Genomic DNA, 25355 nt, shown 5'->3' on the forward strand with positions numbered 1-25355 from the left:
TCAACTCCCCTCAAATCAATTCTCTTTCTAAATCTCTTTACTTAATATTTAGGTTCCCATTTCATAGCTTGAACGGCATCATGGGCTGTTAAATCAGTTTGTGCCAATCCTTGGTCAATAGCTGATTGGGCTACTGTTTCAGCAACCGTAGTGGAGAATTCCGTTAATCGTTCTACTGGAGGTAAGACGGCTGCCCCTGGTTGGTCTGGATCAACAATCCCGCCTAAAGCATGGGCTGCTTGAGCCAACATCTTTTCATTGATTACTTTGGCATTAACGGCCAATGCCCCAACCCCAACACCAGGGTAAACCAAGGCATTGTTAGCCTGTCCAATTTCATAAGTTACTCCCTTGTATTCAATTGGAGCGACTGGAATACCTGTTCCGATCAACGCTTTACCGTCTGTCCACTTCAACAAATCAGCTGCTTTTGCTTCAGCTAACTTCGTCGGATTGGAGATTGGGAAAATAATTGGCCGTTCAGTATGAGCTGCCATTTCCTTAACAATTGCTTCGGTAAATGCTCCTGGTTGTTTGGAAGTCCCAATCATCACTGTTGGGTGAACTGCTTTGACTACTGCTTCTAAATTAGTCAATTCATCCGCGTTAGCAAATTCACTCCGCTTACGTAAAAATTGCTTTTGCTCTGGGGTTAAATCTGGAGTATCTTCAAATAGCAATCCTTGTTTATCAACTAAATAGAAATGTTGCTTAGCTTCTTCAGGAGTTAACCCTTCACGGAGCAATTCATCATACATCATCTTAGCGATTCCGACACCGGCATTACCAGCTCCGAAAGTCAGGAATGTTTGGTCGGTGATTTTTTGCTTAGAAATGTTTAAGGCACCTAGAACCCCAGCCAAACAAATAATCCCCGTTCCCTGGATATCATCATTAAATGTCAAAATCTTATCTTGATACTTATTCAAAATATTGGAAGCATTGGCACGGCCAAAGTCTTCAAAGTGCAACAATACTTGCGGGAATAATTTTTCAGCAGCGGCTACAAACTTGTCAACCATCTCATAGTAACGGTCCCCATAGACCCGCTCATGGCGATTTCCTAAATACAATGGATCAGCAAGTAATTGTTCATTATTTGTTCCGGCATCTAATGAAACAGCTAGTACTTGGGCGGGATCAATCCCGGCAGCTGCTGTATAAACCATCAACTTACCAACAGAAATATCCACCCCGTTGACGCCCCAGTCACCAATTCCTAAGATTCCTTCACCATCAGTTACAACGATAAGACGGATGTCACGACCAGAGGCTGCGTTCCGCAATGTATCTTCAATTTCATCCATTCGGTCAATTGAAATAAAAGCTGCATCCTGTGGTCGGGTGTAGATTTCACTATATTGTTCAATTGATTCAGCAATCACCGGATCATAAACAATTGGCATGAATTCCACAATATGCTGCCCAAAAAGGTAATAGAATAATATGCGGTTAGTATCAAAAATCTTCATTAAAAAGAGGCGTTGGTCCAACCCATCTTCAATCCGTTGAAATTGTTGGTAGGCTTGTTCAGCTTGCTCAGCTAACGTTTGGACCCGGGGTGGCAATGCCCCCACTAAGCCTAATTCTTTTCTTTCTTCATAAGTAAAACCAGTTCCCTTGTTGAGATAAGGGTTGTTTAAAATAGTTGCTGCTTGTGGCATGCTTCCACTCCCTTTGTTTTTGTTTACATGTAGTATCTTAGCGTGAAGATTAGTTTATAGTCAAAAGTGTGGTAACATATAAATATATTTTATACTAAAGCTATTTAAGCTATGCTTTAAAGGAGGTTTAGCATGAATTTAAAATGGTTAGAATATTACGATAAATTAGTCGAAGAAAAAAATTTCTCTAAAGTTGCAACTTTTTTTGGTGTTAGCCAACCTACCATCACGATGGCTATCAAACGCCTTGAAGAAAGTTACCAAACACATTTTTTTGAACGTGACTACCGGCATAAAACCCTCCGCCTAACCGCTAGCGGTGAAAATTTTCACCGCCATGTCAAAAAAATCCTGCAAGAATTAGCCCTAGCTCAAACAGAATTAGTTCGCCTTAAAGCACGTAAAATCAAGTTTGGCCTGCCACCAATCATTGGGACTTATCTCTTTCCTTTACTTGCCCCCCAGTTGCTCCAAGCCAACCTACTCAACCGAATGCAACCAGTCGAGCAGGGATCTCAGCGCTTGTTATCTCTTGTTTCAACAGGAAGCATTGATTTTGCTTTCATTGGTATTTTGGATGAGGTCAAAGATCCTAACCTTGTAGTTAATTACTTTGCTAATTCTACTTTCAAGATCATTGTTAGTAAAAACCACCCTTTAGCGCACTGGACCCAACCCCTGTACTTTAAAGATTTAGCATCCTATCCGTTTATTGCCCTAACTAATAGTTTTACCCACAATAAGGCTTTTTCCCGGCTTGAAACCATCAATGCTATCCACCCACCGCGGATCTTTCATACTGACGATATCCAGATCGTCAAAAAACTCGTTGCTCAAAACGTAGGGATCAGCTTTATTACCTCAATTGCACTACGTTCAGATGATGATCTTGTCGCCCTTGATTTGGCTGACAAAGGGGTGCCTGAGTTCAAGATTGGACTTGCTTATCGGGAAAGTTTTTCTCCTGCCCCTGCCTTATTGGACCTAATTACCACTTTTCATCCTTGGAATAACTAAAAGAGTGAGGCCAACTGAATTATCAGCTGGCCTCACTCTTTTGATAACCAATATTTTGCTATCATCTATGAGCTTTCCCATAGTATTTTTTTGCTATGCTTACGTCACTTTTAATCCCTATGTAGTGTACTTTCCGTAATAATATCGGTTGTTTCTCTCAAAACCCGTCTAAAAATTGCTAAATCGCTTGGAGTAACACTTTCTTCGAGCTTTTGTTGTAGGTCTGCCCAAAAGGCCGCATCAAACTCTAGCATCTGTAGATACTTTTCCGTGACATATAGGTGAGTAACCCGTCGATCCACGTCATCTAAACGCTTTTCGATAAGCCCACTCTTTTCGAGCTTCTTGATATGGTAGTTAGTGTTGGGGGTAGATTGACCCAGAAGCTTAGAAATCGTCCCAATAGTTGGATCTTTAAGCTGATAGATTGCTTCGAGATAATAAACATCTATTACACCCAGCTTAGCCAGTTCATCACTGGATCCACTCTTTTGTTCATGAAGCCGTAGCACCTGAGCCAAATTAGTCATCGACTTTTGCAATGAATTCACACTTGTTCGCCTCCTATTGCATAAAGGTAACTTAATATGGTAAACAAAAAATGTAACCGCTACTGGTTGCCAACTACTATATAATTCCTACCAGTATTAATTAATTAATAGTTTATCCCGCAATAGCTACTACTATTTTACGCTTTTTAAGATTGTATGTAAAATAGAAAAGATAAACTAATCGTTAATATTTATTTTCTGATCCTTCAAACTTTCTTCAATATGGAGGATAAAGCGGGCGAGTTCTTCTTCATCCATCTCATAGTTGGTACTAATCCACTCGATTAATACCGTTAAAAAGCCCCCAGCAATCATATCTGTGGCAATTTTAGGATACTTACTATTTTTGACCATAATCTCGATCCACGGAATTTCATGCAGGTGTCCTGCCATCACCGCGTCATAGATTTGGCTACTAAAAATACGTAAAATTGTCCCAAATAAATAATAATCTGCCTTATTGTTATTATTAAACACATTACGAAAAATTTTCTTTTCACTAGCAATGTGTCTGATAATGGATTCAACTACGTTGCTCCGGTCCACTTGCGCAACGAAGATATTTTTAAAAACGTATTCTAAGAGGTCGTATTTATCAGTGAAGTAGCGATAAAAAGTACTCCGATGAACGTTAGCTTCCTCACAAATTTGATCAACTGTGATTTTCTCAATCGCTTCTTTCCGCAATAAATTGGTTAAGCTAGCAGCAAAAGCTTGCTTCCGTTCTTCTTGATGTCTTGTCATTGCCACCACTCCTTATCCTTCCTATCAGTAGTTTAGGATATAAAGATAATATAATTTATTTTATATATTGACTTTACCATAAAAACAGCAAAAGGGGAGAATAATTAGTAAAATTATTCTCCCCTACTATTACTATAAAATTTAACGTACAACTAGAACTGATACTGGTGAATATTTAGCCATGTATGCTGCCTGCGAACCAAAGTATTTCCGGACGCCTTGTTTACCAATCGAACCAACGATTAGCAAGTCTGGCTTGACTGATGGGATCACATCCTTAACAATTGTTTTCCCTGGATTGCCTTCAACCGAAATAATCTTAACGTTCTTTACCCCAGCTTCTTCAGCCAGTTGCTTATACTTAGTTAATGTTTCGCCGTGCATGCTCCGCTTGCGACGCATGAAATCATCGTCTAACTTTTCATACACGTTAATGTCATGGTCTTCAATAACATTAACAATATATAGGTCTGCTCCCAATTCGCGGGCCCGGTGAATAGCCACCCGAAAAGCCAGTTGCGCGTCATCGGAAGCATCAACCCCAACTAAAATTCGTTTAATATTGCGAATCTTTTCCAACCTAATCACTCCTCATTGCATATCTGCCACCATAGATCTTTGACCCTTTTATTATACCACATATTTAGGTTTACCAAACTTTTTTATCAAACATCCCTAACGACAACACGTTTGTTCATCATGGTCTAATTCTGGAGCCAACTCTGCCGGTACACAATCACATGGCAGTTCTGTCGGTGCATCCGCCATCTTGGCTTGCAAGATATCTTGCATTACCTGGAGGTCATGTTTCGTAAAAGTAAACTTGCGGAGAATTTCTGCTAACGAACGGCCCGTGTGCATTTGACAAATTGTTCGCAGGTCAGCCTCTAACAGCTGGTTGATGGTTGCCTGTTCGTCTACGGTTGGCCGATAAATAAAAGCGCGCCCTTGTCGCGTAGTTTCAAGATAATTTTTAGTTACCAAACGTCCCAACAAGGTTTTCGTCGTTGCCATTTTCCAGTTTTTCTTAACCGCCATCACTTGACTGATCTGCTTACTTGTTGCTGCCCCTAGAGTCCAAACGATGCGCATAATTTCCCACTCCGCATTGGTAATCTCAACTGAGCTTGCCTCTTTCACGTTGTAATCACTCCTCCCCTTCTTTCTTCTACTGTGATTATACCAGAACGTCCAACTAATTCTGTACAGTGAGTTCCTTGGCATATACATAATTCCGCGTTAACGGTAAATTCTTTGCACTTGGGCCTTTCGACATCAGGAACTGGATCACATCGATATTGCCTGATTCAAATGATGCTGCACATGCCTGTAGATATAAGTCCCACATCCGGGCGAAACGTTCCCCTTTTTGCGCAATCACTTGGGGAATTACCTTTTTGAAGTTAGCATCCCAGATCTCTAATGTTTTTTGGTAATGACGTCGCAACATTTCAATATCGGCCAGCTGCATCCCTGCATCCAAGATGTGTTGAATATTTTCTTGCAAACCAGGGATATAGCCACCGGGGAAAATATATTTATTGATCCATCCATTATAAGCTCCCCCTTGTTGCCGCGTAATTCCGTGAATCAATGCCGTCCCATCGTCCTTCAATAATGAAGCTACAGTTCGAAAATATTGGCCGAGATCTTCTTGACCAACATGTTCAAACATCCCCACACTAGTGATGTAATCGAAAGGAACATGATCTAATTCACGATAATCAGTCAAAATTACTTGCGCTTGATGTTCTAAGCCCAATTCCTTTATCTGCTTGTTAACAAACTCATATTGCTCTTGACTAAGAGTGATTCCACACACGTTTAGCCCATATTCTTGTGCTGCCGTTAAAATCAACGTTCCCCAACCACAGCCTATATCTAACATGGTCTTTCCAGGTTGCGGATTCAATTTATTGATGATATGACGTACCTTATTTTCCTGAGCTTGTTCTAAACTATCAGTGGGCTTTTCAAAATAAGCACAAGAATAGGTCATTGTTGGGTCAAGCCACAAACGATAAAAATCATTGCCAATGTCATAGTGTGTTTGCACATCATGCTTAGTTTCAGCCTCATCGTGACTTTGGTGGGGTAAAAAACGCTTGAATTTTTTATTGTTTAAAAAACTATCAGCTGATGCATATGCTGATGCAATGAGCTTTTGCAATGAGCCTTCGACTTCGATAGCTTTATCCATATATGCTTCTCCCAGTGTGATGGATGCATTCTTTCGCAGGTCTTTCAGAGCAATCTTCTGATTAAATTTAACTTTAACCTCAGGTGTTCCTTTCCCGTACCGTTCCGTTTTACCGTCAGCATAGGTCACTTCAATAGGGATAGTAAATGACCGCTTCATCACTTGTTTGAGAATCATATTGTCTAACATCTAAAAACGCCTCTTTTACTAATTATTAAAGTTATTTATAGTTGTTTATTCTAGCACTCTTTCTTAATAAATTCATAAACGGACTATTCTTGGGTCCTATGGTATAATGGCAACAAGAAGTAGTAGTTAAGTTCTGTTTTGTAAGAAAGGGGCTTTTATGACGAAAAATATTGCTAAGTTTTTTTGGTTATTGTTAGCTGTTCTTGGCTTTACATGTGGAATTATTGGTCTACTTTTGCCAGTCATTCCTCAAGTTCCTTTCTTCTTACTGGCAATCTTTAGTTTATCGAAAGTTTCGCCGCGCTTCCATGCTTGGATCACTCATACTCGTCTGTACCAAAAGTATATTGTGGGGATGTTTGATTTCATGCTCAAAAAGAAGGAACAACTAGAACAATTGCATCAGCTCAATCTTTACCAACGTTTATTTGTTAAGTTTGCTGCTGTTGTTACTGCTAATATTAAAGACTAAATATATACTAAAAAAGGCTGGAAAACTATTTTCCAGTCTTTTTATTATTTCCCATAGTTTAAATGACGGGAAAATCACCCGTAAGTCTAAGTGCTAAGTACAAACGGATTACACAAAGATTATTTTCTCTTCACTTTTTATCCGGGCTTTAATTTTTACAAAAAAAGCACCAGCAAATGCTGATGCTTGGAAAGTGTAACCAGAAATCTGATTAACGCTTTGAGAATTGGGAAGCCTTACGAGCCTTCTTGAGACCTGGCTTCTTACGTTCCTTCATCCGTGGGTCACGAGTTAAGAGACCAGCGCGCTTTAATACGTCACGGAAGTCAGGATCAACAGTAAGTAATGCACGTGCAATACCATGACGAGTTGCACCAGCTTGGCCAGAGAAGCCACCGCCGTTAACATTTACTAAAACATCGTATGAACCGTTTGTTTCAGTAACGTCGAATGGTTGCATCATAACTGCGCGTAAGTTTTCATATGGAATGTATTCTTCAGCAGGTTTGCCGTTCATAGTGATCTTACCAGAACCTGGTACTAAACGAACACGAGCAACGGAATGCTTACGACGACCTGTGCCGAAATATTGTACTTGTGCCAAATCATTTTCCTCCTATGTTATTAGATTAACTTGTTGATGTCCAATGCTTCTGGTTGTTGTGCAGCATGCTTGTGTTCTGCACCACGGTATACATGCATCTTCTTAATCATCTTGCGACCAAGAGAGTTCTTTGGAAGCATGTTCTTAACTGCTAATTCAATCAAGCGTTCTGGCTTGTCATTCCGCATATCGCCAGCCTTGATCTTCTTAAATCCACCAGGATAATCTGAGTGGAAGTAGTAAAGCTTCTTAGCAGCCTTGTGACCTGTTAAAGCAACCTTTTCTGCATTGATAATGATAACATTGTCACCAGTATCAACATGAGGTGTGAATGTTGGCTTGTTCTTACCACGTAAAATAGCAGCAACTTGTGATGCTAAACGACCTAAAGATACATCAGTGGCATCAACTACATACCATTTACGTTCTACTTCGCCTGGTTTTGCAATATATGTTGTACGCACGTTTATTTCCTCCATTTTTAATGCATGTTTGACAAACAATAAGGTTAACGGGGCTTACTGTGGGGCAAACAATACCAAGTACTATAATACTTACTTTCAGTATCTAAGTCAATTACAATTCACGAAATAATTGTAATGTTTTCTGCTTATTACGGTTGATTATATACTACTTCTTTCAAATATAACCCACTAGCTGGAGCAGTACGATAACATTCTTTGCGATTTTTCACTTCATATAACCGTAAAAAATCATGGACCGGTCGTTGCCCCCGCCCAATTTCTAACAGGGCTGCTACCATAATTCGCACCTGATTATACAAAAAGCCATTCCCATAGAATTCAAATATTACTTCATCGTTAGCCAGATCTTCTCGAACTGTTGCCTCATAAATTGTCCGAACATGATCGCGGGCCTGACTACCAGCTGCTACAAAGCTAGTAAAATCATGTGTCCCTACAACATCTGGCAATGCAGCACGAATTTTATCAATATCTAACGGATACTTGTAATGGGCCGTATAAAATCGCTTAAACGGATTAACAAACTCGCCCCGACTTACCCGATACATGTACCGTTTACCATGAGTACTGAACCGAGCATGAAAACTATCATCAACTATTTCACAGTCTTTAACTTCTAGATCCAAAGGTAACATACTGTTAAGTCCTCGTTTCATCCCTAGAGCTGGAATTTCATGGGGAAAATCAAAGTGAATTACCTGAGCTAAAGCATGGACACCTGCATCAGTTCTCCCAGAACCAACAATGAAAATATGTTCGTCCGTTTTATTCATCTTGTTCAGTGCATCTTCGATAACAGATTGCACCGTACGCTGCTGGGGTTGTTTTTGAAAACCAGCAAAATTAGTTCCATCATACGCGATGGTTACCTTATATCTTTGAGTCACAGCTCTCCTCCTCTACCCGTTATTTACGTAAATAGATCAACAAGCCTGTCACTACCGCGAAAAGCATCATCACAAGCGTATCATTGCGGTGCCATACTTGCTGCCGATACTTAGTGCGATGCGAACCACCACGATACCCCCGTGCTTCCATCGCAATCGCTAAATCTTCTGCCCGATTGAATGAACTAACGAATAACGGAATCAATAACGGAACCAGCATCTTAGCACGATGCCATAAGCTACCTTCCTCAAAGTTAACCCCCCGTGATCGTTGGGCATTCATGATTTTCGTTGTCTCATCCATCAGGGTCGGGACAAACCGTAGTGCTATTGACAACATCAAAGCAATCTCATCAACCGGGACTTTTACTTTCTTTAATGGCTTCATCAAAGCCTCCATCCCGTCAGCAATCTGTAATGGCGGTGTCGTCAAAGTCAGCAAAGTTGACATACATACAATCAGGACAAACCGACAAAAAATATAGATTGCATTTTCAATCCCCAAGCTAGTGATTCTAAAAATTCCCCACTGCCAGTAAACATAACCACCACTGGAGAAGAATAGTTGCAATACGACCGTAAAGATGATCAACCATACTAAGGGGCGAATCCCATCCCAGAAAAACTTCAATTTGATCTTGGAACATACCACACTAACTAAGGTTAAAATCCCTAATAAAGTATACGTTTGCCAGTTGTTACATAAAAAGATGATCACTATGAAATAAAAACTCAAAAATAGCTTTGCGCGTGCATCCAATTTATGAACGAACGAATCAGCGTGAATGTACCGCCCTAAAAGGAGTTTATTCATTGGTTATTCCCTCCTTTGAGCATCATAGCTAACTCATGTGCTAGTTGCTTTTCAGTTAAGGGTAACCCTTCGGTAAAGACAAACCCTCGTTGTTGTAGTTGATATGCAAAAGCCGTTGTCTGTGGAAGACCTAAATGATGATCCGTCAACCACTGTGGATCGGCAAAAATTTCCCGTGGTTGCCCGTCTCCAACAACTGTTCCTTTTTCCAGCACTACAACATGATCAGCATAGTCTGCCACATCATTCATGTTGTGGGTGACCAATACAATAGTTAAGCCCTGTTCTTGATGTAACCGTTGAAATAAACTCATAATTTCACGGCTACCTTGGGGATCTAAACCGGCCGTTGGTTCATCCAGAACCAAAACTTCGGGCTTCATTGCTAAAATTCCCGCAATGGCTACCCGCCGCATCTGCCCTCCAGAAAGCTCAAACGGAGATTTCTCCCAAACGTCTGTCGGTAGTTGTACAGCTTGGGCCTGCTCAATTGCTATTTGTCGTGCCTCCTTAGGACTATATCCAAAGTTCAGCGGAGCGAATTCAATGTCTTTTAAGACTGTTTCTTCAAACAATTGGGCTTCGGGAAATTGAAAAACATAGCCTACTTTTCGCCGCAATTTATTCAGGTCCTTATTACTAGTTGCACTTGTAATCACTTGCCCACCGATTCGTACTGTTCCTGTTGTTGGTTTCAGTAAGCCATTCAGGTGTTGAATAAGAGTAGATTTACCACTTCCAGTATGCCCGACAATTGCTGTGTAGCTATGTTCCGCAATCGTGAAGGAAACGTCCTTTAAAGCTGTAAATGCTAACGGGGTTCCTGGTTGATAGGTAAAACCTAATTTTTCGAATGTAATTTGCATAGCCAGTCAACCATTCCCTTCTCAGTGAGATATTCGTGTGGGACCTCAATCCCATTGTGAAGCAACTCATCCTTAAGCCGTTCTGAATATGGAACATCTAACCCCATTGCTATTAACTCTTTTTCTTGTGCAAAAATCTCTGCTGGACTACTATCAGCAGCTATCTTCCCATCGTCAATTACACAAACCCTGTCTGCCATAGCGGCCTCATCAATATTATGGGTAATTGAGATTAGAGTGTAACCTTTCTTGTGCAATTTGGTCATCAACTTGATAATATCCTGGCGTCCTTCCGGATCAAGCATACTCGTTGCCTCGTCAAAGATAATAACATCTGGACGCAGGGTCAAAACACCAGCAATGGCTACTCGCTGCTTTTGCCCCCCAGATAAACGTGATGGATCATGGCCTTTGAAGTCCTCCATATTCACCTTGCGCAGTGCCTGGTCTACACGGTACTTCATCACATCGCGGTCAAGACCTAGATTTTCCATCCCGAATGCAACATCGCCTTCGACATCAGCACTGACAAACTGATTGTCTGGATTTTGAAAGACCATCCCGATCTTCTCCCTGATTTGCCAAATATTCTCTGGTGTCACTGGCATTCCATCAACAAAGATCGTGCCGGCTTGTGGTGCTAAAAGACCATCGATTATCCGTACAAGGGTACTCTTGCCACTACCATTGTGACCAATAATCGCTACCCATTGTCCTCGTTCAATACTCAACGACAGCTGGTCAAAGAGTGGTTCTTTTTGGTCAGGATAATGGAAGGCCAAGTCCTTAACCTCAATGATCTTACCCATCGTTACAACATCCCTTCTCGTTACTAATGTCTCTAATATACCATAGTCTTAAACACAAGAAAAAGGCATTAAAATCATCATATCGATCATTTTAATGCCTATAAAACAAAAAAATCACTTTTTATAATGAAAGTTCCCCCGCCTCAAGGACGACGTACTCTGAGCTAGACTAGGTAAAGGTTGTAACCAACATCCTAACGCCCATTTATCATTATAAAAGTGACACTTTGTTAATTGAATATATTCAATTAATACCAGTTAACGAATTAGTCAACCAATTCAAGAACAACCATTTGAGCAGCATCGCCCCGACGCTTGTCCATCTTTAAGATCCGAGTGTAACCACCGTTACGTTCAGCAAAACGTGGTGCAAGATCATCAAATAACTTTTGTAAAGCAGTTTGGATAACTACGTCGTCACCGTTTTCCTTAACGTCAGCAATAACGTTCATCATGAAAGCAGCAGCGCGCCGGCGAGCAGCCAAGTCACCCTTCTTACCTAAAGTGATCATCTTGTCAGCAAATTTACGTACTTCTTTAGCACGTTGTTCAGTAGTAACGATCTTTTCGTTAACAATCAAATCAGTAGTCAAATTGCGTAACATTGCCTTACGGTGTTCGCTTGTCCGACCTAATTTGCGGTATGCCATGAATGTTTCCCTCCTTTATTTCTGATAATGTTTAGTCATCTTGGCGTAATGATAAACCAAGGTTTGCTAATTTTTCCTTAACTTCATCCAAAGACTTGCGACCAAGGTTTCTAACCTTCATCATATCTGCTTCAGTCTTATTAGTTAACTCTTGAACAGTATTGATACCTGCACGCTTCAAGCAGTTGTATGAACGAACAGAGAGATCAAGCTCTTCAATTGTCATCTCAAGCATCTTTTCTTTGTGAGTTTCTTCAGTTACAACCATCATTTCAGCATTCATTGCTTCTTCAGTCAGGTTAACAAATAAACTCAAGTGTTCAGTTAAGACTTTTGCGGATAAGCTAACAGCTTCACTAGGTGTGATGGACTTGTTAGTCCAAACATCTAAGGTCAACTTATCGTAATCGTTCTTTTGACCAACACGTGTTTTTTCAACTTGGTAGTTCACGCGTTCGATCGGGGTATAAATCGAATCGATTGGTAAAACACCGATTGGCATATCATCAGCCATTTCTTTGTTTTCCTTTGCAGAAACGTAACCACGACCCGTGTTAGCGGTCATCCGAACATGGAATGAAGCTCCATCAGCCACAGTACAAATATATTGATCTGGGTTGAAGATTTCAACGTCGGCACTACCTTGGATATCACCGGCAGTTACTTCCATTGGACCAACAACATCAATCTCTAAGGATACACGATCATCTGACTTGATACCCAATGCAACCTTCTTTAAGTTCAAGATGATTTGAGTAACATCTTCTAGAACACCTTCGACGGTAGAGAATTCATGGAGAACCCCATCGATTTGGATATCAGTAATAGCAGCACCTGGCAATGAAGATAATAAGACCCGGCGTAAAGAGTTACCTAAAGTTGTACCATACCCACGTTCAAGCGGTTCGATAACAAACTTGCCGTAGCCATCATTTTCTTCAATCTTATGAATTTTTGGTTTTTCAAATTCGATCATTCTTATCTTTACCCCTTTCAAAACGTAACGTGTAGTAACATGGTTTCAACACTGTGAAGGCAAGCTTCAAAGTTCCACATTAAACACGCCGACGCTTTGGAGGACGACATCCATTATGAGGAACTGGTGTAACATCCTTGATAGATGTAACTTCGAGACCTGTAGTTTGAAGTGCACGAATAGCAGCTTCACGACCTGAACCAGGACCCTTAACAGCAACTTCAACAGTCTTCATACCGTTTTCCATTGCAACCTTTGCAGCAGCTTCAGAAGCCATTTGGGCAGCAAATGGAGTAGACTTACGGCTACCCTTGAAGCCTAAGGAACCAGCTGATGACCATGCAACGGCGTTACCATGAACGTCAGTGATCATAACAAGTGTGTTGTTAAATGTTGAGTGAATGTGTGCAACGCCGGCTTCAATATGCTTCTTCACACGGCGCTTACGTGATTTCTTAACAGCCATGAATTTGACTAACCTCCTTTATTTTAATTTATTTATTAACCTTTTTTACCAGCAATAGCAACTGCTGGGCCTTTACGAGTCCGCGCATTGTTCTTCGTGTTTTGACCACGAACTGGTAAATGACGACGGTGACGAAGGCCACGGTAAGAACCGATTTCAGAAAGACGCTTAATGTTCAAGGAAACTTCACGACGAAGGTCACCTTCAACCTTGTAGTTATCAACTTGTTCACGGATCTTGTCTTCTTGATCTGGAGTCAAGTCACGAACACGGATATCTTCTGAAACACCGGCATCAGCCAAAATCTTTTGAGCTGTTGTATTACCGATACCAAAAATATATGTTAAGCCGATTACGATACGCTTGTCACGTGGTAAGTCGACACCTGCGATACGAGCCATTTAAAATTCACCTCCTTAAAAATTAGCCTTGACGTTGTTTGTGCTTAGGATTGCTGCAGATAACCATTACGCGACCCTTGCGCTTAATGACCTTGCAGTTTTCGCACATTGGTTTAACTGATGGTCTTACTTTCATGAATTATACCTCCTATATTTACTTGAAGTACAATCTATTTAAAGCGATAGGTAATGCGACCCTTAGTTAAGTCGTATGGTGACATTTCAACCGTTACCTTGTCACCAGGTAAAATCCGAATGTAGTGCATTCTGATCTTCCCAGAAACATGCGCTAAAATCTCGTGACCATTTTCGAGCTCAACTTTGAACATCGCATTTGGTAAAGTTTCTTTTACTTTACCTTCAATTTCAATCACATCATCTTTCGCCACGTAAAAGTACCTCCTTAAATTTTGGTTTGAAAACTTTACACGTAAAAATGTGAGAAGCTTCACGGAGTCCCACCTTTTTCCGCAGGATGAACGCAAAAAAGCGCGAACTAATCCTATTGAAAAGATAAACCTTGATAATACTATCATATTCTAAAGTGCTTAGCAAGGATTTGTTTTCAATAAAAATTTCCATGAAAAAAGTTGCCGCAAAGCGACAACTTCATTGTAAGCCTTTAGCTACTTAATTGCATCTAAAATTTGTTTAATATCAGCGAAAACCTTTTCGATTGGTTGATTTCCGTTTACTTCGTGTAAAATACCTTCTTCACGGTAGAAATCGAGTAAAGGTGTATTCATTTCAATGTTAACCTTCAAACGGTTCTCAACTGTTTCCGGCTTGTCATCGTCCCGTTGGAAGAATTCATGGCCACCACAACGATCGCAAGTGCCTTCAACTTTAGTTGGGTTGAAAACCTTATGGTATGTAGCACCACAGTTCTTGCAAATAAAGCGTCCCGTCAAACGTTCCATCAGTGATTCAGGATCTACGTGAATATTGATCACACAGTTCAATGGTTGACCAAGTTCAGCACTAAATTCCTTTAATGCTCGTGCTTGAACCATGTTTCTTGGAAAGCCATCTAACATGTAGCCGTTTTGAACATCGTCTTGGCCTAAACGTTCTTTCACAATCCCGTTAACCACATCATCCGGCACCAATTCGCCCTTGTCGATATATTTCTTAGCTTCAACACCCATTGGGGTTTGATTCTTGATTGCTGCCCGGAAGATATCCCCAGTTGAAATATGTGGAATCTTGTACTCATCAACAATCTGTTCTGCTTGGGTCCCCTTACCAGCACCTGGCAAGCCCATTAACATTAACTGTAAAGCCATAGTAATGACTCCTCCTCAAATATTTATACGATTATCATTATACCGTACTTTAAGTTTTTCATCTAAAGAAAATACGGGAAATAAGGTACTACTACTTATTTCCCGTATTAAATAGATAAATTATTCTCTGATGAAGCCAACGTATTCTTGTTTCATCATCATCCCGTTTAACTGATTGATTGTTTGGATTGTAACCCCAACAACAATTAGTAAACTGGTACCACCTAGTCCGATTGATTCATTCAATCCCCAAACATTGCTGGAGACTAACGGAATCAATGATACTAAGCCCAAGTAAAGTGACCCAACCGAACTTAGTCGGATCAATAGACTAGAAACATAATTTTGTGTTTCCCGTCCTGGCCAAACAGATGGAATATAACTTCCCTGTTTTTGTAAATTTTCTGCTAGCTTCTCAGGGTTTACCTGAACAAAAGCGTAGAAGAAAGTAAAACCAACAATCAATACTGTATATAAAATCATCCCTGCTGTCGTCTGCATTGAAAACAGATTGGTCATGATCTTATACCATGTATCTTCAGAATGATTTTGCGTGAAAACCATTAGGATTGCTTGGGGCGTAGCAATAAACGAACTAGCAAAGATAACTGGGATAACCCCAGCAACATTGATCTTTAATGGCAGATATGAGCTATCAGATGCTCCAGCCATCCGCCGCGTATACTGAATAGGAATCTTATAAGCAGCTTGTTCAACAAACGTAACAAAAGTTACGATGATGAGGATTACTACCAATAAGAGGCCACAGTATAGCAGTGGCTGAACCAAATCACTTGCACTTCCAAATTGTTCTTGGTAAATTTGCTGAATTCCAGTAGGAACCCGAGCTAAGATACCAGCCATGATGATAATGGAAACTCCATTACCAATCCCACGATCTGTAATCATGTCACCAAGCCAGGCGGTAAACATTGTACCCCCCGTTAAAATCAAACCAATGCTGACATAGGTTTGAATACTTGGATTTTCCACAAGGTTTAATGAACTCAAAAAATTAAACCCTGCTGTAACACCAATTGATTGTATAAACGCAAGGACAATCGTCAGGATCCGCGTATGCTGATTAAGCTTACGCCGACCAACTTCACCTTGTTTGCTCCACTCCACATACTTCGGCACAATGTCCATTTGTAATAATTGGATTACAATTTGTGCAGTAATATATGGTGAAACCCCCATTGCCAAGATGGAATAGTTAGTCAATCCACCACCACTGAAAGTGTTCAATATACTAATTAACCCTGAAGACGCAACACTTTGCAGAGCTTTAGCGTTGATCCCAGGGACAGTGATATAAGTGCCTAAGCGAAATACAATCAAGACACCTAAAGTAAATAAGATTTTATTGCGAATCTCTTTTACAGTAAAGGCGTTCTTCATTGTCTTAAGCAATTAAATCACCTCAGCTTGACCGCCTTTTGCTTCGATCGCTTCCTTAGCAGATGCAGAGAACTTGTTAGCTTTAACAGTTAACTTCTTGTTCAATTCACCATTACCAAGAATCTTGATCCCATCTTTGAGATTCTTAACGATGCCTGCTTCAGTTAATTCTGCAACAGAAACAACAGCACCATCTTCAAATTTGTTTAATTCAGTAAGGTTTACAACAGCATATTCTTTACGGTTAATGTTGTTGAAACCACGTTTTGGCATCCGGCGGAATAATGGCATTTGGCCACCTTCGAAACCAAGACGAACCTTGCCACGAGCCTTTTGACCCTTTTGACCACGGCCTGCAGTCTTACCATTACCGGATGAAGTACCACGACCTACGCGGTTGCGTACTTTACGTGAGCCTTCACTTGGCTTTAATTCATGTAATTTCATTAGGGTTGGCACCTCCTCATTAACTTATCTTGACTTTAGTCAGCCAATTTAACGTCCACTAAATGATTGATCTTTGTAATTGCTCCGCGCATAGCTGCGTTGTCAGGAACAACAACTGAACTATTAATGCGGCCAAGGCCTAAACCTTTAACAATTTCGCGTTGATTTTGAGGACGTCCAATGACAGAACGAATTAATGTAACTTTTAATTGAGCCATAATTTTTGTCCTCCTTATTCAGCTAAGTGTTGTACAGAAACACCACGTAATTGGGCAACTTCTTCTGCACTCTTCATACGCAACAAACCATCCATTGTAGCACGGACTACGTTAACTGGTGTGTTTGAACCTAATGACTTACTTGTCACATCGTCAATACCAGCAAGTTCCATGATGGCACGTACGGCACCACCAGCAGCAACCCCAGAACCGGCAATAGCTGGCTTCAACAAGATGCGACTACCGCTGTGTTGACCGATGATTTCGTGAGGAAGAGTAGTTCCAACAACCGGAACTTCGATTAAGTTCTTACGAGCAGCGTCAACAGCTTTACGAATAGCTTCTGGAACTTCTTGAGCTTTACCAGTACCAAAGCCAACGTGGCCATTGTGGTCGCCGACAACAACTAAAGCAGCAAAACGAAGACGACGTCCACCTTTTACAACTTTAGTAACACGGTTGATTGCTACAACACGATCTTCTAATTCTAATTGAGTTGGATCGATAAAAGCCATAAATGTTATTTCCTCCCTTTCCTAGAATTGTAAACCATTTTCACGTGCAGCTTCGGCTAAAGCTTGAACACGTCCATGGTACAGGTATCCACCACGGTCAAATACAACTTGTTCGATACCCTTATCTTGAGCACGCTTTGCAACAACAGCACCAACTGAAGCAGCTTGTTCAGTCTTAGTGTTGCCACTAACTTCACTGTCTAAAGTAGAGGCACTAACTAGCGTCACACCCGCTACGTCATCAATAACTTGAGCGTAGATGTTTTTGTTTGAACGATAAACATTTAAGCGTGGGCACTCAGCAGTACCAGAGATCTTACCACGAACACGAACGTGACGACGTTGACGTGTCTTATTCTTATCTGGTTTTGAAATCAAAATTTTCACCTCTTAATTAAATTTGGATCAGCAAGTTATGCTGCATTATTTACCAGTCTTACCTTCCTTACGACGTACGAATTCGCCAACATAGCGAACACCCTTGCCCTTGTAAGGTTCTGGAGCACGCTTAGCACGGATCCGTGCAGCGAAATCCCCAACTTCTTCTTTGTTAATCCCAGAAACGATTACAGAAGTTGCAGAAGGAGCTTCAAGCTTAATGCCATCTTCTTCTTCAAAGTAAACTGGGTGGGAGTAACCAAGACTTAATTCAAGCTTGTTACCCTTCTTAACTGCACGGTAACCAACACCACGCAATTCAAGTTCTTTCTTAAAGCCCTTAGAAACACCTTCAACCATGTTGGCGAAGTTTGCACGAGTAGTACCGTGAAGAGCCTTAACTTTGTTATCTTCTGATGAACGTTCGAAAGTAACTTCGTTGCCTTCGATCTTCATTGTGATTTGATCTGAAAATTCACGAGTTAATTCACCCAAAGGACCCTTAACAGTAACTACGTTACCATCTTGTTTTACTTCAACGCCTTCTGGTAATTCAACTACTTTATAACCAATACGACTCACGAGATTGACACCTCCTTACTGTTTATATTAATTACCAAACGTAAGCGAGCACTTCGCCGCCAACGTGCTTTGCCCGTGCTTCTTTGTCAGTAATCACGCCTTCTGGTGTTGACAAGATAGCAATACCTAAACCGTTTAAAACCTTAGGTACATCATCGGACTTAACGTAAGAACGTAAACCTGGCTTAGAAATACGACGAAGACCAGTGATTACGCGTTCGTTGTTCTTACCGTATTTAAGGAATACGCGGATAACGCCTTGTTTGTCGTCATCAATGTATTCAACGTCGCGGATAAATCCTTCTTTTTGAAGGATTTCAGCGATGGCCTTCTTCATGTTTGAAGCAGGCACTTCTAAAGATTCAAGTCTTGCTTGATTTGCATTACGAATGCGAGTCAAGAAATCTGCAATTGGATCTGTCATGACCTTGTTTGCCTCCTTTTATCAAAGTATATGTGGATTACCAGCTAGCCTTTTTCATGCCAGGGATTTGACCCTTGTGAGCAAGTTCGCGCAGGCAAACACGGCATAACTTAAATTTACGATAAACAGAATGTGGTCTGCCACAACGTTCACAACGAGTATATTCTTGAGTTGAGAACTTTGCTGGACGCTTATTCTTTGCAATTTGTGACTTTTTAGCCAATGTGAAACCCCCTCTTATTTGGCGAATGGCATTCCTAATTGAGTTAATAATTCCTTGGATTCTTCGTCTGTGTTAGCAGTTGTAACAATAACGATATCTAATCCCCGTACCTTATTAACGTTATCAAAATCGATTTCAGGGAAGATCAGCTGTTCACGTACACCCAGTGTGTAGTTACCACGACCATCGAAAGCACGCTTGCTTACACCGTGGAAGTCACGCACACGTGGAAGTGATACAGAAACTAACTTGTCTAAGAATTCGTACATCCGTTGTCCACGTAAGGTAACCTTAGTACCGATTGCCATACCTTCACGTAGACGGAAGCCAGCGATAGACTTCTTAGCTCTTGTGATAACTGGCTTTTGACCAGAGATAAGAGTTAATTCTTCGACAGCTTCATCCAAAAACTTAGAGTTATTTACAGCATCACCAACACCCATGTTGATAACGATCTTGTCAACCTTAGGCACTTGCATGATTGATGTGTAGTTAAATTTTTCCATCATTGATGGGACAATTTCATTAGTATATTTATCCTTTAAACGACTCATGAAGAAAGTATCCTCCTTCCTTATTTATTATAAAGTTTTGCCAGACTTCTTAGAAACCCGGACCTTTTTACCATCTTCTACCTTGAAACCAACACGAGTTGCTTCATTGTTAGAAGGATCGATCAACATAACGTTTGAAACGTGGATTGGTGCTTCCACATCAATAATTCCACCGTTTGGATTAGCGTTAGTTGGCTTTTGGTGTTTCTTAACAACGTTAACACCCTTAACAATCACACGGTCTTTACCAGGGAAAGTTTGCAATACTTCGCCTTCCTTACCCTTGTCTTTACCGGCGATTACCTTGACTTTATCATTCTTCTTAATGAACATCTTTATCTGTGCACCTCCTTGCTAGACGATGGTTGATTATAATACTTCAGGTGCTAAGGAAACAATCTTCATGAAGTTTCCGTCACGTAATTCGCGAGCAACTGGCCCGAAGATACGTGTCCCTTTAGGTGACTTATCTTCACCAATAATTACAGCAGCGTTTTCATCAAACTTGATGTATGAGCCATCAGGACGGTGTGTGCCGTACTTAGTACGAACAACAACAGCCTTGACAACGTCACCCTTTTTGACAACGCCCCCTGGTATTGCTTGTTTAACAGTAGCAACGATGATATCACCGACAGTAGCAGTCTTTACACGAGAACCGCCCAAGATCTTGATAACTAAGATTTCACGAGCACCGGAGTTGTCAGCAACTTTTAAACGACTTTCTTGTTGGATCACAGTTAGTGTCCTCCTTTCACAATTTATTAGATAAGAATACGAATCAGTGCAATTTTATCAGTTAACTATCTTAAATGATAACTGCTTTTTCAACGATTTCTAATAAACGGAAACGCTTTGTAGCTGACAATGGGCGTGTTGCCATGATCTTAACAATGTCGCCAGTCTTTGCTTCGTTGTTTTCATCATGGGCCTTGTATTTCTTAGAGTACTTAACACGCTTACCGTAAACTGGATCGTTCTTGTATGTTTCAACAACAACGGTGATGGTTTTGTCCATCTTGTCAGAAACGACACGTCCTTGGTAAACCTTGCGTTCGTTACGTTCACTCATTAGGAATTAGCCTCCTTTTCGTATTCTTTATTTGTTTAATTCTTGTTGACGCAGCGCAGTCTTAATACGTGCGATCGTCTTACGAACTTCCTTCAAGCGAGCAGTGTTTTCCAACTGACCAGTTGCTAATTGGAAGCGTAAGTTAAATAATTCATCTTTGAATTGCTTTTCTTTTTCAAGCATTTCAGCAGTGGTTAATTCAGTAATTTCCTTATTAGTCATTTGATTCGCCACCTACTTCCCCACGTTTTACAAACTTAGTCTTGATTGGGAGCTTGTGAGAAGCCAAACGGAAAGCTTCACGAGCAACTTCTTCAGAAACGCCGGCAATTTCAAACAATACCTTTTCGCGCTTAACTGGAGCTACCCAACCAGCAGGAGCACCTTTACCTGAACCCATCCGGACGCCAATTGGCTTATCGGAATAAGTCTTATGAGGGAAAATCTTAATCCAAACCTTCCCGCCACGCTTCATGTAACGAGTCATCGCAATACGCGCAGCTTCAATTTGACGGTTTGTGATCCAGTGTGATTCAAGTGCAACTAAACCATATTCACCGAAAGCAACAGATCTGCCACCCTTAGCGCGACCACGCATGTGACCACGGAATTCGTGACGATGCTTTGTACGTTTTGGTACTAACATAGATTATTTCCCTCCCTTACTGTTATCTTTTTTTTCTGGTAAAACTTCACCACGGTAGATCCAAGTCTTAACACCGATCCGACCGTAAGTAGTGTGAGCTTCAACCCATGCGTAATCAATATCCGCACGCAATGTGTGCAATGGCACAGTACCTTCAGAGAAGTGTTCAACACGGGACATATCTGCACCGTTTAAACGACCTGCAGTCTGAATCTTGATACCCTTTGCACCAGCACGCATTGTCCGTTGGATTGCTTGCTTCATAGCACGACGGAAAGCAATCCGGTTTTCTAATTGAGCAGCAACATTTTCGCCGACCAACTTAGCATCTAAGTCAGGCTTCTTGATTTCCACAATGTTAATGTGTACTCGCTTGCCTGTCAAATCATTTAATTCTTTACGAAGCTTTTCAACTTCAGAACCGCCTTTACCGATTACCATACCAGGCTTAGCTGTATGGATTGAAATATTAACGCGCTTTGCGGCACGTTCGATTTCAACGGTAGAAACAGAAGCGTCGGCTAATCTATTTTCGATATATTCCCGGATACGAAGATCTTCATGAAGGTTAGCAGCAAAATCTTTTTCAGCGTACCATTTTGCATCCCAGTCACGAATGATACCTACACGTAAACCAGTTGGATTAATTTTTTGACCCACGCGTTATCCCTCCTTATTTTTCAGATACAACTACAGTAATGTGGCTTGTCCGCTTGTTGATTGGAGAAGCAGAACCCTTTGCACGAGGACGGAACCGCTTAAGAGTTGGTCCTTCGTTAACAAATGCTTCGCTTACGTATAAATCTTCAGCGTCTAAGTCAAAATTGTTTTCTGCATTTGCAACAGCTGATTTCAAAACTTTTTCAATGATGAAAGCACCTTTGTTAGGTGTGAACTTTAAAATCCCCATTGCTTCAGCAACGCTCTTGCCACGAATAAGGTCGATCACAAGACGAGCTTTACGTGCAGGAATGCGAACTGTGCGAGCAGTTGCTCTTGCCGATGTTACTTGTTCAGCCATCTATATTATCCTCCCTTATCTATTTTCCAGTCTTCTTGTCATCACTAGCATGACCATGGAAAGTACGTGTTGGAACGAATTCACCCAACTTGTGGCCTACCATATCTTCTTGAATATAAACTGGAACGTGCTTCCGTCCATCATATACTGCGATTGTGTAGCCAATGAAGCTTGGGAAGATCGTTGAACGACGTGACCATGTCTTGATAACAGACTTCTTTTCTTGATCAGCTTGTGCCTTGATCTTCTTTAACAGATGTTCATCTGCGAAAGGTCCTTTTTTCAAACTACGACTCAAAGTGTAATCCTCCCTTCGGATTATGAGTCACGCTATGCAGCTAATGCACGGTGACTATTTCTTTTTACGGTTACGAACGATGAATTTGTTTGATCTGTTCTTCTTCTTACGTGTCTTCTTACCAACAGTCTTCTTACCCCATGGGGATAATGGACTTGGACGACCAACAGGGGCCTTACCTTCACCACCACCGTGTGGGTGATCGTTAGGGTTCATTACAGAACCACGAGATTGTGGACGCTTGCCTAACCAACGGTTACGACCAGCTTTACCAATGTTGATCAATTCGTGTTGTTCATTACCAACAACACCGACAGTTGCCCGGCATGATAAGAGGATCATCCGTACTTCACCAGAAGTCAAACGAACGATAGCATACTTGCCTTCCTTACCAAGTAATTGAGCAGAAGTACCAGCTGAACGAGCTAACTGACCACCCTTACCAGGCTTTAATTCTACGTTGTGAATAACAGTACCAACAGGAATGTTAGCTAATGGCAATGCATTACCAACCTTGATGTCGGCATCTACACCAGATTCAACAACTTGACCTACTTCGAGGCCCTTTGGTGCGATAATGTAAGACTTAACACCGTCTGCGTAAACAAGCAGCGCAATGTTTGCGGAACGGTTTGGATCATATTCAATGGCCTTTACAGTTGCTGGAACATCATCTTTGATCCGCTTGAAGTCGATGATACGGTATTGGCGCTTGTTGCCACCGCCACGATGACGAACAGTGATGTGGCCGTATGCGTTACGTCCAGCTGTCTTTGCTTTAGAAGCAAGCAAGGACTTTTCTGGCTTGGACTTAGTGATTTCAGCATAGTCAAGTCCAGTCATATTACGGCGACCATTTGATGTAGGTTTAAACTTTTTGATCCCCACTGTGATTCCCTCCTATATATAGATTTATTCTTCGTCGAATAATTTGATTTCTTTAGAATCGGCAGTCAAAGTAACGATAGCCTTACGCCGGTCTTTTCTGTAACCAACATATTGGCCCATACGCTTCTTTTTGCCTTTTACGTTCATAATGTTAACCTTAGCAACTTTAACATCAAAGATGTCTTCAACAGCAAGCTTAACTTGTGTCTTAGTTGCACGTGGGTCAACTTCGAATGTATAACGCTTATCATCTAAGCTTGCCATTGAAGCTTCAGTGATGATAGGGCGTAAAATAATATCGCGTGATTCCATTATGCAAGAACCTCCTCTACTTGAGAAAGAGCTCCTTGAGTGATGACCATCTTGTCGTTATTGATAACGTCTAAAACGTTTAAGCCCTTAGCAGGGATAACAGTAACGTTTGCTAGGTTACGTGCAGCTAATGCAGCAACCTTGTTGTCATCTTCAAGAACTACTAATACCTTTTCGTTAACGTTTAAGTTAGCTAAAACTTGTGCAAATTCCTTAGTCTTTGGTTGTTCAAATTGTAATTGATCAACAACTACTAAGCTTTCGTCAATAACCTTTTGAGAAAGGACGGACTTGATAGCCAAGCGACGAACTTTGCGAGGAAGCTTGTAACTGTATGAGCGAGGTGTTGGGCCAAATACGACACCACCACCAACCCATTGTGGTGAACGAATAGAACCTTGACGAGCACGACCAGTACCCTTTTGACGCCATGGCTTACGACCGCCACCACGAACTTCGCTTCTATTCTTAACATCATGTGTACCTTGACGTAAAGATGCACGTTGCATCAACACTGCGTCAAATACAACATTGTTGTTTGGTTCGATACCAAAAATACCGTCGTTCAATTGAACGTCACCATTTTTGCTACCGTCTTGTTTGAATAATGCAACTGTTGGCATGTTATTTCCTCCCTTCCTTATTATTTAACTGTACTCTTGATAGTAACGTAAGACTTGTTTGCGCCTGGAACATTACCCTTGATCAAAAGTACGCCGTTTTCAGTGTCAGCTTTAACAACTTCGAGATTTTGAATAGTAACAGTCTTGTTACCCATCCGACCTGGTAATAACTTACCCTTGAATACCCGGTTAATGATTGAACCCATTGAACCAGGACGACGGTGGTAACGAGAACCGTGTGCCATAGGACCACGTTGTTGGTTGTTCCGCTTGATTGAACCTGCGAAACCATGACCTTTAGATGTACCTGTGACATCCACGAATTCACCGGCTTCGAAAATATCAGCCTTGATTTCATCTCCGACGTTGTATTCTCCTAGCTCAACATCGCGGATTTCACGAACGAAGCGCTTAGGAGCAGTTTTTGCTTTATCTGCATGACCTTTGGCAGGTTTGTTAGCTGCAACTGGACGTTGATCTTCGAAACCTAATTGGATAGCTTCGTAACCATCGTTTTCCATGGTCTTAACTTGCATAACAACGTTAGCATCAACCTTAACAACAGTTACAGGAACCAATTCACCAGCTTCAGTAAAGACTTGCGTCATACCTACCTTTTTTCCTAAGATTCCTTTTGTGGTCATGAGTACACCTCCATATATTTAATAGTAA

Annotated in this window: 42 protein-coding genes; 2 read left to right on the forward strand and 40 right to left on the reverse strand. The window is 41.1% G+C overall.

The genetic code is table 11. The annotated features are described in order from the left end of the window. Positions 1-41: 41 nt before the first annotated feature. Positions 42-1664 (reverse strand): malolactic enzyme, encoded by a 1623-nt coding sequence (locus V3C97_RS05800; protein WP_338433995.1) that lies wholly within the window; start codon positions 1662-1664, stop codon positions 42-44. A 132-nt stretch (positions 1665-1796) separates the two neighbouring features. On the opposite strand from V3C97_RS05800, the gene V3C97_RS05805 reads away from it, so the two are divergent. Beyond that, a complete protein-coding gene (locus V3C97_RS05805; RefSeq protein WP_338433996.1) occupies positions 1797-2681 on the forward strand; it encodes a LysR family transcriptional regulator in 885 nt (294 codons plus the stop codon). 110 nt (positions 2682-2791) lie between these two features. On the opposite strand, the gene V3C97_RS05810 is transcribed toward V3C97_RS05805, so the two are convergent. The 5 genes from V3C97_RS05810 to V3C97_RS05830 form a co-directional block, all read right to left on the reverse strand. Then, positions 2792-3232, reverse strand: a complete 441-nt coding sequence (locus V3C97_RS05810; protein WP_009550791.1) for a MarR family winged helix-turn-helix transcriptional regulator — start codon at positions 3230-3232, stop codon at positions 2792-2794. Positions 3233-3409: 177 nt separating this feature from the next. Continuing rightward, positions 3410-3976, reverse strand: a complete 567-nt coding sequence (locus V3C97_RS05815) for a TetR family transcriptional regulator (RefSeq protein WP_338433997.1) — start codon at positions 3974-3976, stop codon at positions 3410-3412. A gap of 141 nt (positions 3977-4117) precedes the next feature. Continuing rightward, positions 4118-4555 (reverse strand): universal stress protein, encoded by a 438-nt coding sequence (locus tag V3C97_RS05820; protein WP_009550795.1) that lies wholly within the window; start codon positions 4553-4555, stop codon positions 4118-4120. Between the two features lie 96 nt (positions 4556-4651). After that, positions 4652-5116: a CopY/TcrY family copper transport repressor gene (locus V3C97_RS05825; RefSeq protein WP_009550797.1), complete on the reverse strand. Its 465-nt coding sequence runs from the start codon at positions 5114-5116 to the stop codon at positions 4652-4654. 55 nt (positions 5117-5171) lie between these two features. Then, positions 5172-6365 carry a cyclopropane-fatty-acyl-phospholipid synthase family protein gene (locus V3C97_RS05830; RefSeq protein WP_338433998.1) on the reverse strand — a complete coding sequence of 398 codons (1194 nt, stop codon included), beginning with the start codon at positions 6363-6365 and terminating at the stop codon, positions 5172-5174. A gap of 157 nt (positions 6366-6522) precedes the next feature. Between V3C97_RS05830 and V3C97_RS05835 the strand changes: the two genes are divergently transcribed. After that, entirely contained in the window at positions 6523-6837 is a 315-nt protein-coding gene (locus V3C97_RS05835; protein WP_009550800.1) for a DUF454 family protein, read from the forward strand. Positions 6838-7048: 211 nt separating this feature from the next. Here the strand turns inward: V3C97_RS05835 and rpsI are convergent, their stop codons facing one another. The 34 genes from rpsI to rplC form a co-directional block, all read right to left on the reverse strand. Further along, positions 7049-7441 carry a 30S ribosomal protein S9 gene (rpsI, locus tag V3C97_RS05840; RefSeq protein ID WP_338433999.1) on the reverse strand — a complete coding sequence of 131 codons (393 nt, stop codon included), beginning with the start codon at positions 7439-7441 and terminating at the stop codon, positions 7049-7051. A gap of 20 nt (positions 7442-7461) precedes the next feature. Next, entirely contained in the window at positions 7462-7905 is a 444-nt protein-coding gene (gene rplM, locus V3C97_RS05845) for a 50S ribosomal protein L13 (RefSeq protein ID WP_009550804.1), read from the reverse strand. A 149-nt stretch (positions 7906-8054) separates the two neighbouring features. Continuing rightward, positions 8055-8813 carry a tRNA pseudouridine(38-40) synthase TruA gene (truA, locus tag V3C97_RS05850; protein ID WP_338434000.1) on the reverse strand — a complete coding sequence of 253 codons (759 nt, stop codon included), beginning with the start codon at positions 8811-8813 and terminating at the stop codon, positions 8055-8057. Positions 8814-8832: 19 nt separating this feature from the next. Next, the gene (locus tag V3C97_RS05855; RefSeq protein WP_338434001.1) at positions 8833-9627 is read right to left on the reverse strand and encodes an energy-coupling factor transporter transmembrane protein EcfT; all 795 of its coding nucleotides are present in this window, start codon (positions 9625-9627) and stop codon (positions 8833-8835) included. Continuing rightward, the gene (locus V3C97_RS05860; protein WP_338434002.1) at positions 9624-10493 is read right to left on the reverse strand and encodes an energy-coupling factor ABC transporter ATP-binding protein; all 870 of its coding nucleotides are present in this window, start codon (positions 10491-10493) and stop codon (positions 9624-9626) included. The genes V3C97_RS05855 and V3C97_RS05860 overlap by 4 nt, the downstream gene beginning before the upstream one ends. After that, the gene (locus tag V3C97_RS05865) at positions 10469-11302 is read right to left on the reverse strand and encodes an energy-coupling factor transporter ATPase (protein ID WP_338434003.1); all 834 of its coding nucleotides are present in this window, start codon (positions 11300-11302) and stop codon (positions 10469-10471) included. Before V3C97_RS05865 ends, V3C97_RS05860 begins: the two co-directional genes overlap by 25 nt. A 266-nt stretch (positions 11303-11568) precedes the next feature. Next, the gene (rplQ, locus tag V3C97_RS05870; RefSeq protein ID WP_009550814.1) at positions 11569-11952 is read right to left on the reverse strand and encodes a 50S ribosomal protein L17; all 384 of its coding nucleotides are present in this window, start codon (positions 11950-11952) and stop codon (positions 11569-11571) included. Positions 11953-11983: 31 nt separating this feature from the next. Continuing rightward, the gene (locus tag V3C97_RS05875) at positions 11984-12928 is read right to left on the reverse strand and encodes a DNA-directed RNA polymerase subunit alpha (RefSeq protein ID WP_009550816.1); all 945 of its coding nucleotides are present in this window, start codon (positions 12926-12928) and stop codon (positions 11984-11986) included. A gap of 79 nt (positions 12929-13007) precedes the next feature. Beyond that, entirely contained in the window at positions 13008-13394 is a 387-nt protein-coding gene (gene rpsK, locus V3C97_RS05880) for a 30S ribosomal protein S11 (RefSeq protein ID WP_009550818.1), read from the reverse strand. 35 nt (positions 13395-13429) lie between these two features. After that, positions 13430-13795: a 30S ribosomal protein S13 gene (rpsM, locus tag V3C97_RS05885; RefSeq protein WP_009550820.1), complete on the reverse strand. Its 366-nt coding sequence runs from the start codon at positions 13793-13795 to the stop codon at positions 13430-13432. A 22-nt stretch (positions 13796-13817) separates the two neighbouring features. Beyond that, positions 13818-13931: a 50S ribosomal protein L36 gene (gene rpmJ / locus V3C97_RS05890; RefSeq protein WP_009550822.1), complete on the reverse strand. Its 114-nt coding sequence runs from the start codon at positions 13929-13931 to the stop codon at positions 13818-13820. A 34-nt stretch (positions 13932-13965) separates the two neighbouring features. After that, positions 13966-14184: a translation initiation factor IF-1 gene (gene infA / locus V3C97_RS05895; protein WP_009550824.1), complete on the reverse strand. Its 219-nt coding sequence runs from the start codon at positions 14182-14184 to the stop codon at positions 13966-13968. Between the two features lie 237 nt (positions 14185-14421). Then, a complete protein-coding gene (locus V3C97_RS05900) occupies positions 14422-15081 on the reverse strand; it encodes an adenylate kinase (protein ID WP_009550826.1) in 660 nt (219 codons plus the stop codon). A gap of 120 nt (positions 15082-15201) precedes the next feature. Beyond that, positions 15202-16494 carry a preprotein translocase subunit SecY gene (gene secY / locus V3C97_RS05905; RefSeq protein ID WP_009550827.1) on the reverse strand — a complete coding sequence of 431 codons (1293 nt, stop codon included), beginning with the start codon at positions 16492-16494 and terminating at the stop codon, positions 15202-15204. Continuing rightward, positions 16495-16929: a 50S ribosomal protein L15 gene (rplO, locus tag V3C97_RS05910; protein ID WP_009550829.1), complete on the reverse strand. Its 435-nt coding sequence runs from the start codon at positions 16927-16929 to the stop codon at positions 16495-16497. Positions 16930-16964: 35 nt separating this feature from the next. Continuing rightward, a complete protein-coding gene (rpmD, locus tag V3C97_RS05915) occupies positions 16965-17147 on the reverse strand; it encodes a 50S ribosomal protein L30 (RefSeq protein ID WP_009550831.1) in 183 nt (60 codons plus the stop codon). Between the two features lie 14 nt (positions 17148-17161). Beyond that, positions 17162-17662, reverse strand: coding sequence for a 30S ribosomal protein S5 (rpsE, locus tag V3C97_RS05920; RefSeq protein ID WP_009550833.1), 501 nt, complete (start codon positions 17660-17662; stop codon positions 17162-17164). A gap of 21 nt (positions 17663-17683) precedes the next feature. Further along, positions 17684-18049 carry a 50S ribosomal protein L18 gene (rplR, locus tag V3C97_RS05925; protein WP_027826557.1) on the reverse strand — a complete coding sequence of 122 codons (366 nt, stop codon included), beginning with the start codon at positions 18047-18049 and terminating at the stop codon, positions 17684-17686. Between the two features lie 36 nt (positions 18050-18085). Continuing rightward, positions 18086-18622 (reverse strand): 50S ribosomal protein L6, encoded by a 537-nt coding sequence (gene rplF, locus V3C97_RS05930; RefSeq protein WP_009550837.1) that lies wholly within the window; start codon positions 18620-18622, stop codon positions 18086-18088. A gap of 31 nt (positions 18623-18653) precedes the next feature. Next, positions 18654-19046 carry a 30S ribosomal protein S8 gene (gene rpsH, locus V3C97_RS05935; protein WP_009550838.1) on the reverse strand — a complete coding sequence of 131 codons (393 nt, stop codon included), beginning with the start codon at positions 19044-19046 and terminating at the stop codon, positions 18654-18656. A gap of 37 nt (positions 19047-19083) precedes the next feature. Beyond that, positions 19084-19269, reverse strand: a complete 186-nt coding sequence (locus V3C97_RS05940) for a type Z 30S ribosomal protein S14 (RefSeq protein WP_009550840.1) — start codon at positions 19267-19269, stop codon at positions 19084-19086. 14 nt (positions 19270-19283) lie between these two features. Continuing rightward, positions 19284-19823 carry a 50S ribosomal protein L5 gene (rplE, locus tag V3C97_RS05945; RefSeq protein WP_009550842.1) on the reverse strand — a complete coding sequence of 180 codons (540 nt, stop codon included), beginning with the start codon at positions 19821-19823 and terminating at the stop codon, positions 19284-19286. 27 nt (positions 19824-19850) lie between these two features. Next, on the reverse strand, positions 19851-20156 hold the full coding sequence (rplX, locus tag V3C97_RS05950; RefSeq protein WP_009550844.1) for a 50S ribosomal protein L24: 306 nt from the start codon (positions 20154-20156) through the stop codon (positions 19851-19853). Between the two features lie 36 nt (positions 20157-20192). Then, the gene (gene rplN / locus V3C97_RS05955) at positions 20193-20561 is read right to left on the reverse strand and encodes a 50S ribosomal protein L14 (RefSeq protein WP_027826555.1); all 369 of its coding nucleotides are present in this window, start codon (positions 20559-20561) and stop codon (positions 20193-20195) included. A gap of 70 nt (positions 20562-20631) precedes the next feature. Further along, positions 20632-20895, reverse strand: a complete 264-nt coding sequence (gene rpsQ / locus V3C97_RS05960; protein ID WP_009550851.1) for a 30S ribosomal protein S17 — start codon at positions 20893-20895, stop codon at positions 20632-20634. Positions 20896-20922: 27 nt separating this feature from the next. After that, entirely contained in the window at positions 20923-21117 is a 195-nt protein-coding gene (gene rpmC / locus V3C97_RS05965; RefSeq protein WP_009550852.1) for a 50S ribosomal protein L29, read from the reverse strand. Beyond that, positions 21110-21541 (reverse strand): 50S ribosomal protein L16, encoded by a 432-nt coding sequence (gene rplP / locus V3C97_RS05970; protein ID WP_009550854.1) that lies wholly within the window; start codon positions 21539-21541, stop codon positions 21110-21112. Before rplP ends, rpmC begins: the two co-directional genes overlap by 8 nt. Positions 21542-21544: 3 nt before the next feature. Further along, positions 21545-22201 carry a 30S ribosomal protein S3 gene (gene rpsC / locus V3C97_RS05975; protein WP_027826554.1) on the reverse strand — a complete coding sequence of 219 codons (657 nt, stop codon included), beginning with the start codon at positions 22199-22201 and terminating at the stop codon, positions 21545-21547. A 13-nt stretch (positions 22202-22214) separates the two neighbouring features. Further along, positions 22215-22562 (reverse strand): 50S ribosomal protein L22, encoded by a 348-nt coding sequence (gene rplV, locus V3C97_RS05980; protein WP_009550858.1) that lies wholly within the window; start codon positions 22560-22562, stop codon positions 22215-22217. Positions 22563-22581: 19 nt separating this feature from the next. Then, positions 22582-22860: a 30S ribosomal protein S19 gene (rpsS, locus tag V3C97_RS05985; RefSeq protein ID WP_009550860.1), complete on the reverse strand. Its 279-nt coding sequence runs from the start codon at positions 22858-22860 to the stop codon at positions 22582-22584. 54 nt (positions 22861-22914) lie between these two features. Next, positions 22915-23748: a 50S ribosomal protein L2 gene (gene rplB, locus V3C97_RS05990; RefSeq protein ID WP_009550862.1), complete on the reverse strand. Its 834-nt coding sequence runs from the start codon at positions 23746-23748 to the stop codon at positions 22915-22917. A gap of 24 nt (positions 23749-23772) precedes the next feature. Then, positions 23773-24060: a 50S ribosomal protein L23 gene (rplW, locus tag V3C97_RS05995; RefSeq protein WP_027826552.1), complete on the reverse strand. Its 288-nt coding sequence runs from the start codon at positions 24058-24060 to the stop codon at positions 23773-23775. Next, positions 24060-24683, reverse strand: coding sequence for a 50S ribosomal protein L4 (gene rplD / locus V3C97_RS06000; RefSeq protein ID WP_027826551.1), 624 nt, complete (start codon positions 24681-24683; stop codon positions 24060-24062). Before rplD ends, rplW begins: the two co-directional genes overlap by 1 nt. 20 nt (positions 24684-24703) lie before the next feature. Beyond that, positions 24704-25327: a 50S ribosomal protein L3 gene (gene rplC / locus V3C97_RS06005; protein ID WP_009550869.1), complete on the reverse strand. Its 624-nt coding sequence runs from the start codon at positions 25325-25327 to the stop codon at positions 24704-24706. Positions 25328-25355: the final 28 nt, after the last annotated feature.

This window comes from Ligilactobacillus saerimneri, from assembly GCF_036689625.1.
Lineage (GTDB): Bacteria > Bacillota > Bacilli > Lactobacillales > Lactobacillaceae > Ligilactobacillus > Ligilactobacillus saerimneri.

What these genes read in the sequence shown, in the direction of transcription:
- rplP (WP_009550854.1), bottom strand. Translation starts at nt 21,541, where the DNA reads ATGTTAGTACCAAAACGTACAAAGCATCGTCACGAATTCCGTGGTCAC.
- rpsK (WP_009550818.1), bottom strand. Translation starts at nt 13,394, where the DNA reads ATGGCTGTTAAGAAATCACGTAAGCGCCGTGTGAAGAAGCATATTGAA.
- rplO (WP_009550829.1), bottom strand. Translation starts at nt 16,929, where the DNA reads ATGAAATTACATGAATTAAAGCCAAGTGAAGGCTCACGTAAAGTACGC.
- V3C97_RS05860 (WP_338434002.1), bottom strand. Translation starts at nt 10,493, where the DNA reads ATGCAAATTACATTCGAAAAATTAGGTTTTACCTATCAACCAGGAACC.
- rpsH (WP_009550838.1), bottom strand. Translation starts at nt 19,046, where the DNA reads ATGACAGATCCAATTGCAGATTTCTTGACTCGCATTCGTAATGCAAAT.
- V3C97_RS05830 (WP_338433998.1), bottom strand. Translation starts at nt 6,365, where the DNA reads ATGTTAGACAATATGATTCTCAAACAAGTGATGAAGCGGTCATTTACT.
- rpsM (WP_009550820.1), bottom strand. Translation starts at nt 13,795, where the DNA reads ATGGCTCGTATCGCAGGTGTCGACTTACCACGTGACAAGCGTATCGTA.
- rpsQ (WP_009550851.1), bottom strand. Translation starts at nt 20,895, where the DNA reads ATGAGTGAACGTAACGAACGCAAGGTTTACCAAGGACGTGTCGTTTCT.
- rplV (WP_009550858.1), bottom strand. Translation starts at nt 22,562, where the DNA reads ATGGCTGAACAAGTAACATCGGCAAGAGCAACTGCTCGCACAGTTCGC.
- V3C97_RS05835 (WP_009550800.1), top strand. Translation starts at nt 6,523, where the DNA reads ATGACGAAAAATATTGCTAAGTTTTTTTGGTTATTGTTAGCTGTTCTT.
- rplQ (WP_009550814.1), bottom strand. Translation starts at nt 11,952, where the DNA reads ATGGCATACCGCAAATTAGGTCGGACAAGCGAACACCGTAAGGCAATG.
- V3C97_RS05875 (WP_009550816.1), bottom strand. Translation starts at nt 12,928, where the DNA reads ATGATCGAATTTGAAAAACCAAAAATTCATAAGATTGAAGAAAATGAT.
- rpmC (WP_009550852.1), bottom strand. Translation starts at nt 21,117, where the DNA reads ATGACTAATAAGGAAATTACTGAATTAACCACTGCTGAAATGCTTGAA.
- rpmJ (WP_009550822.1), bottom strand. Translation starts at nt 13,931, where the DNA reads ATGAAAGTAAGACCATCAGTTAAACCAATGTGCGAAAACTGCAAGGTC.
- V3C97_RS05800 (WP_338433995.1), bottom strand. Translation starts at nt 1,664, where the DNA reads ATGCCACAAGCAGCAACTATTTTAAACAACCCTTATCTCAACAAGGGA.
- rpmD (WP_009550831.1), bottom strand. Translation starts at nt 17,147, where the DNA reads ATGGCTCAATTAAAAGTTACATTAATTCGTTCTGTCATTGGACGTCCT.
- rplW (WP_027826552.1), bottom strand. Translation starts at nt 24,060, where the DNA reads ATGGAATCACGCGATATTATTTTACGCCCTATCATCACTGAAGCTTCA.
- V3C97_RS05855 (WP_338434001.1), bottom strand. Translation starts at nt 9,627, where the DNA reads ATGAATAAACTCCTTTTAGGGCGGTACATTCACGCTGATTCGTTCGTT.
- V3C97_RS05900 (WP_009550826.1), bottom strand. Translation starts at nt 15,081, where the DNA reads ATGGCTTTACAGTTAATGTTAATGGGCTTGCCAGGTGCTGGTAAGGGG.
- rplX (WP_009550844.1), bottom strand. Translation starts at nt 20,156, where the DNA reads ATGTTCATTAAGAAGAATGATAAAGTCAAGGTAATCGCCGGTAAAGAC.
- V3C97_RS05805 (WP_338433996.1), top strand. Translation starts at nt 1,797, where the DNA reads ATGAATTTAAAATGGTTAGAATATTACGATAAATTAGTCGAAGAAAAA.
- V3C97_RS05865 (WP_338434003.1), bottom strand. Translation starts at nt 11,302, where the DNA reads ATGGGTAAGATCATTGAGGTTAAGGACTTGGCCTTCCATTATCCTGAC.
- rplE (WP_009550842.1), bottom strand. Translation starts at nt 19,823, where the DNA reads ATGAGTCGTTTAAAGGATAAATATACTAATGAAATTGTCCCATCAATG.
- rplD (WP_027826551.1), bottom strand. Translation starts at nt 24,683, where the DNA reads ATGCCAACAGTTGCATTATTCAAACAAGACGGTAGCAAAAATGGTGAC.
- rpsE (WP_009550833.1), bottom strand. Translation starts at nt 17,662, where the DNA reads ATGGCTTTTATCGATCCAACTCAATTAGAATTAGAAGATCGTGTTGTA.
- V3C97_RS05815 (WP_338433997.1), bottom strand. Translation starts at nt 3,976, where the DNA reads ATGACAAGACATCAAGAAGAACGGAAGCAAGCTTTTGCTGCTAGCTTA.
- rplC (WP_009550869.1), bottom strand. Translation starts at nt 25,327, where the DNA reads ATGACCACAAAAGGAATCTTAGGAAAAAAGGTAGGTATGACGCAAGTC.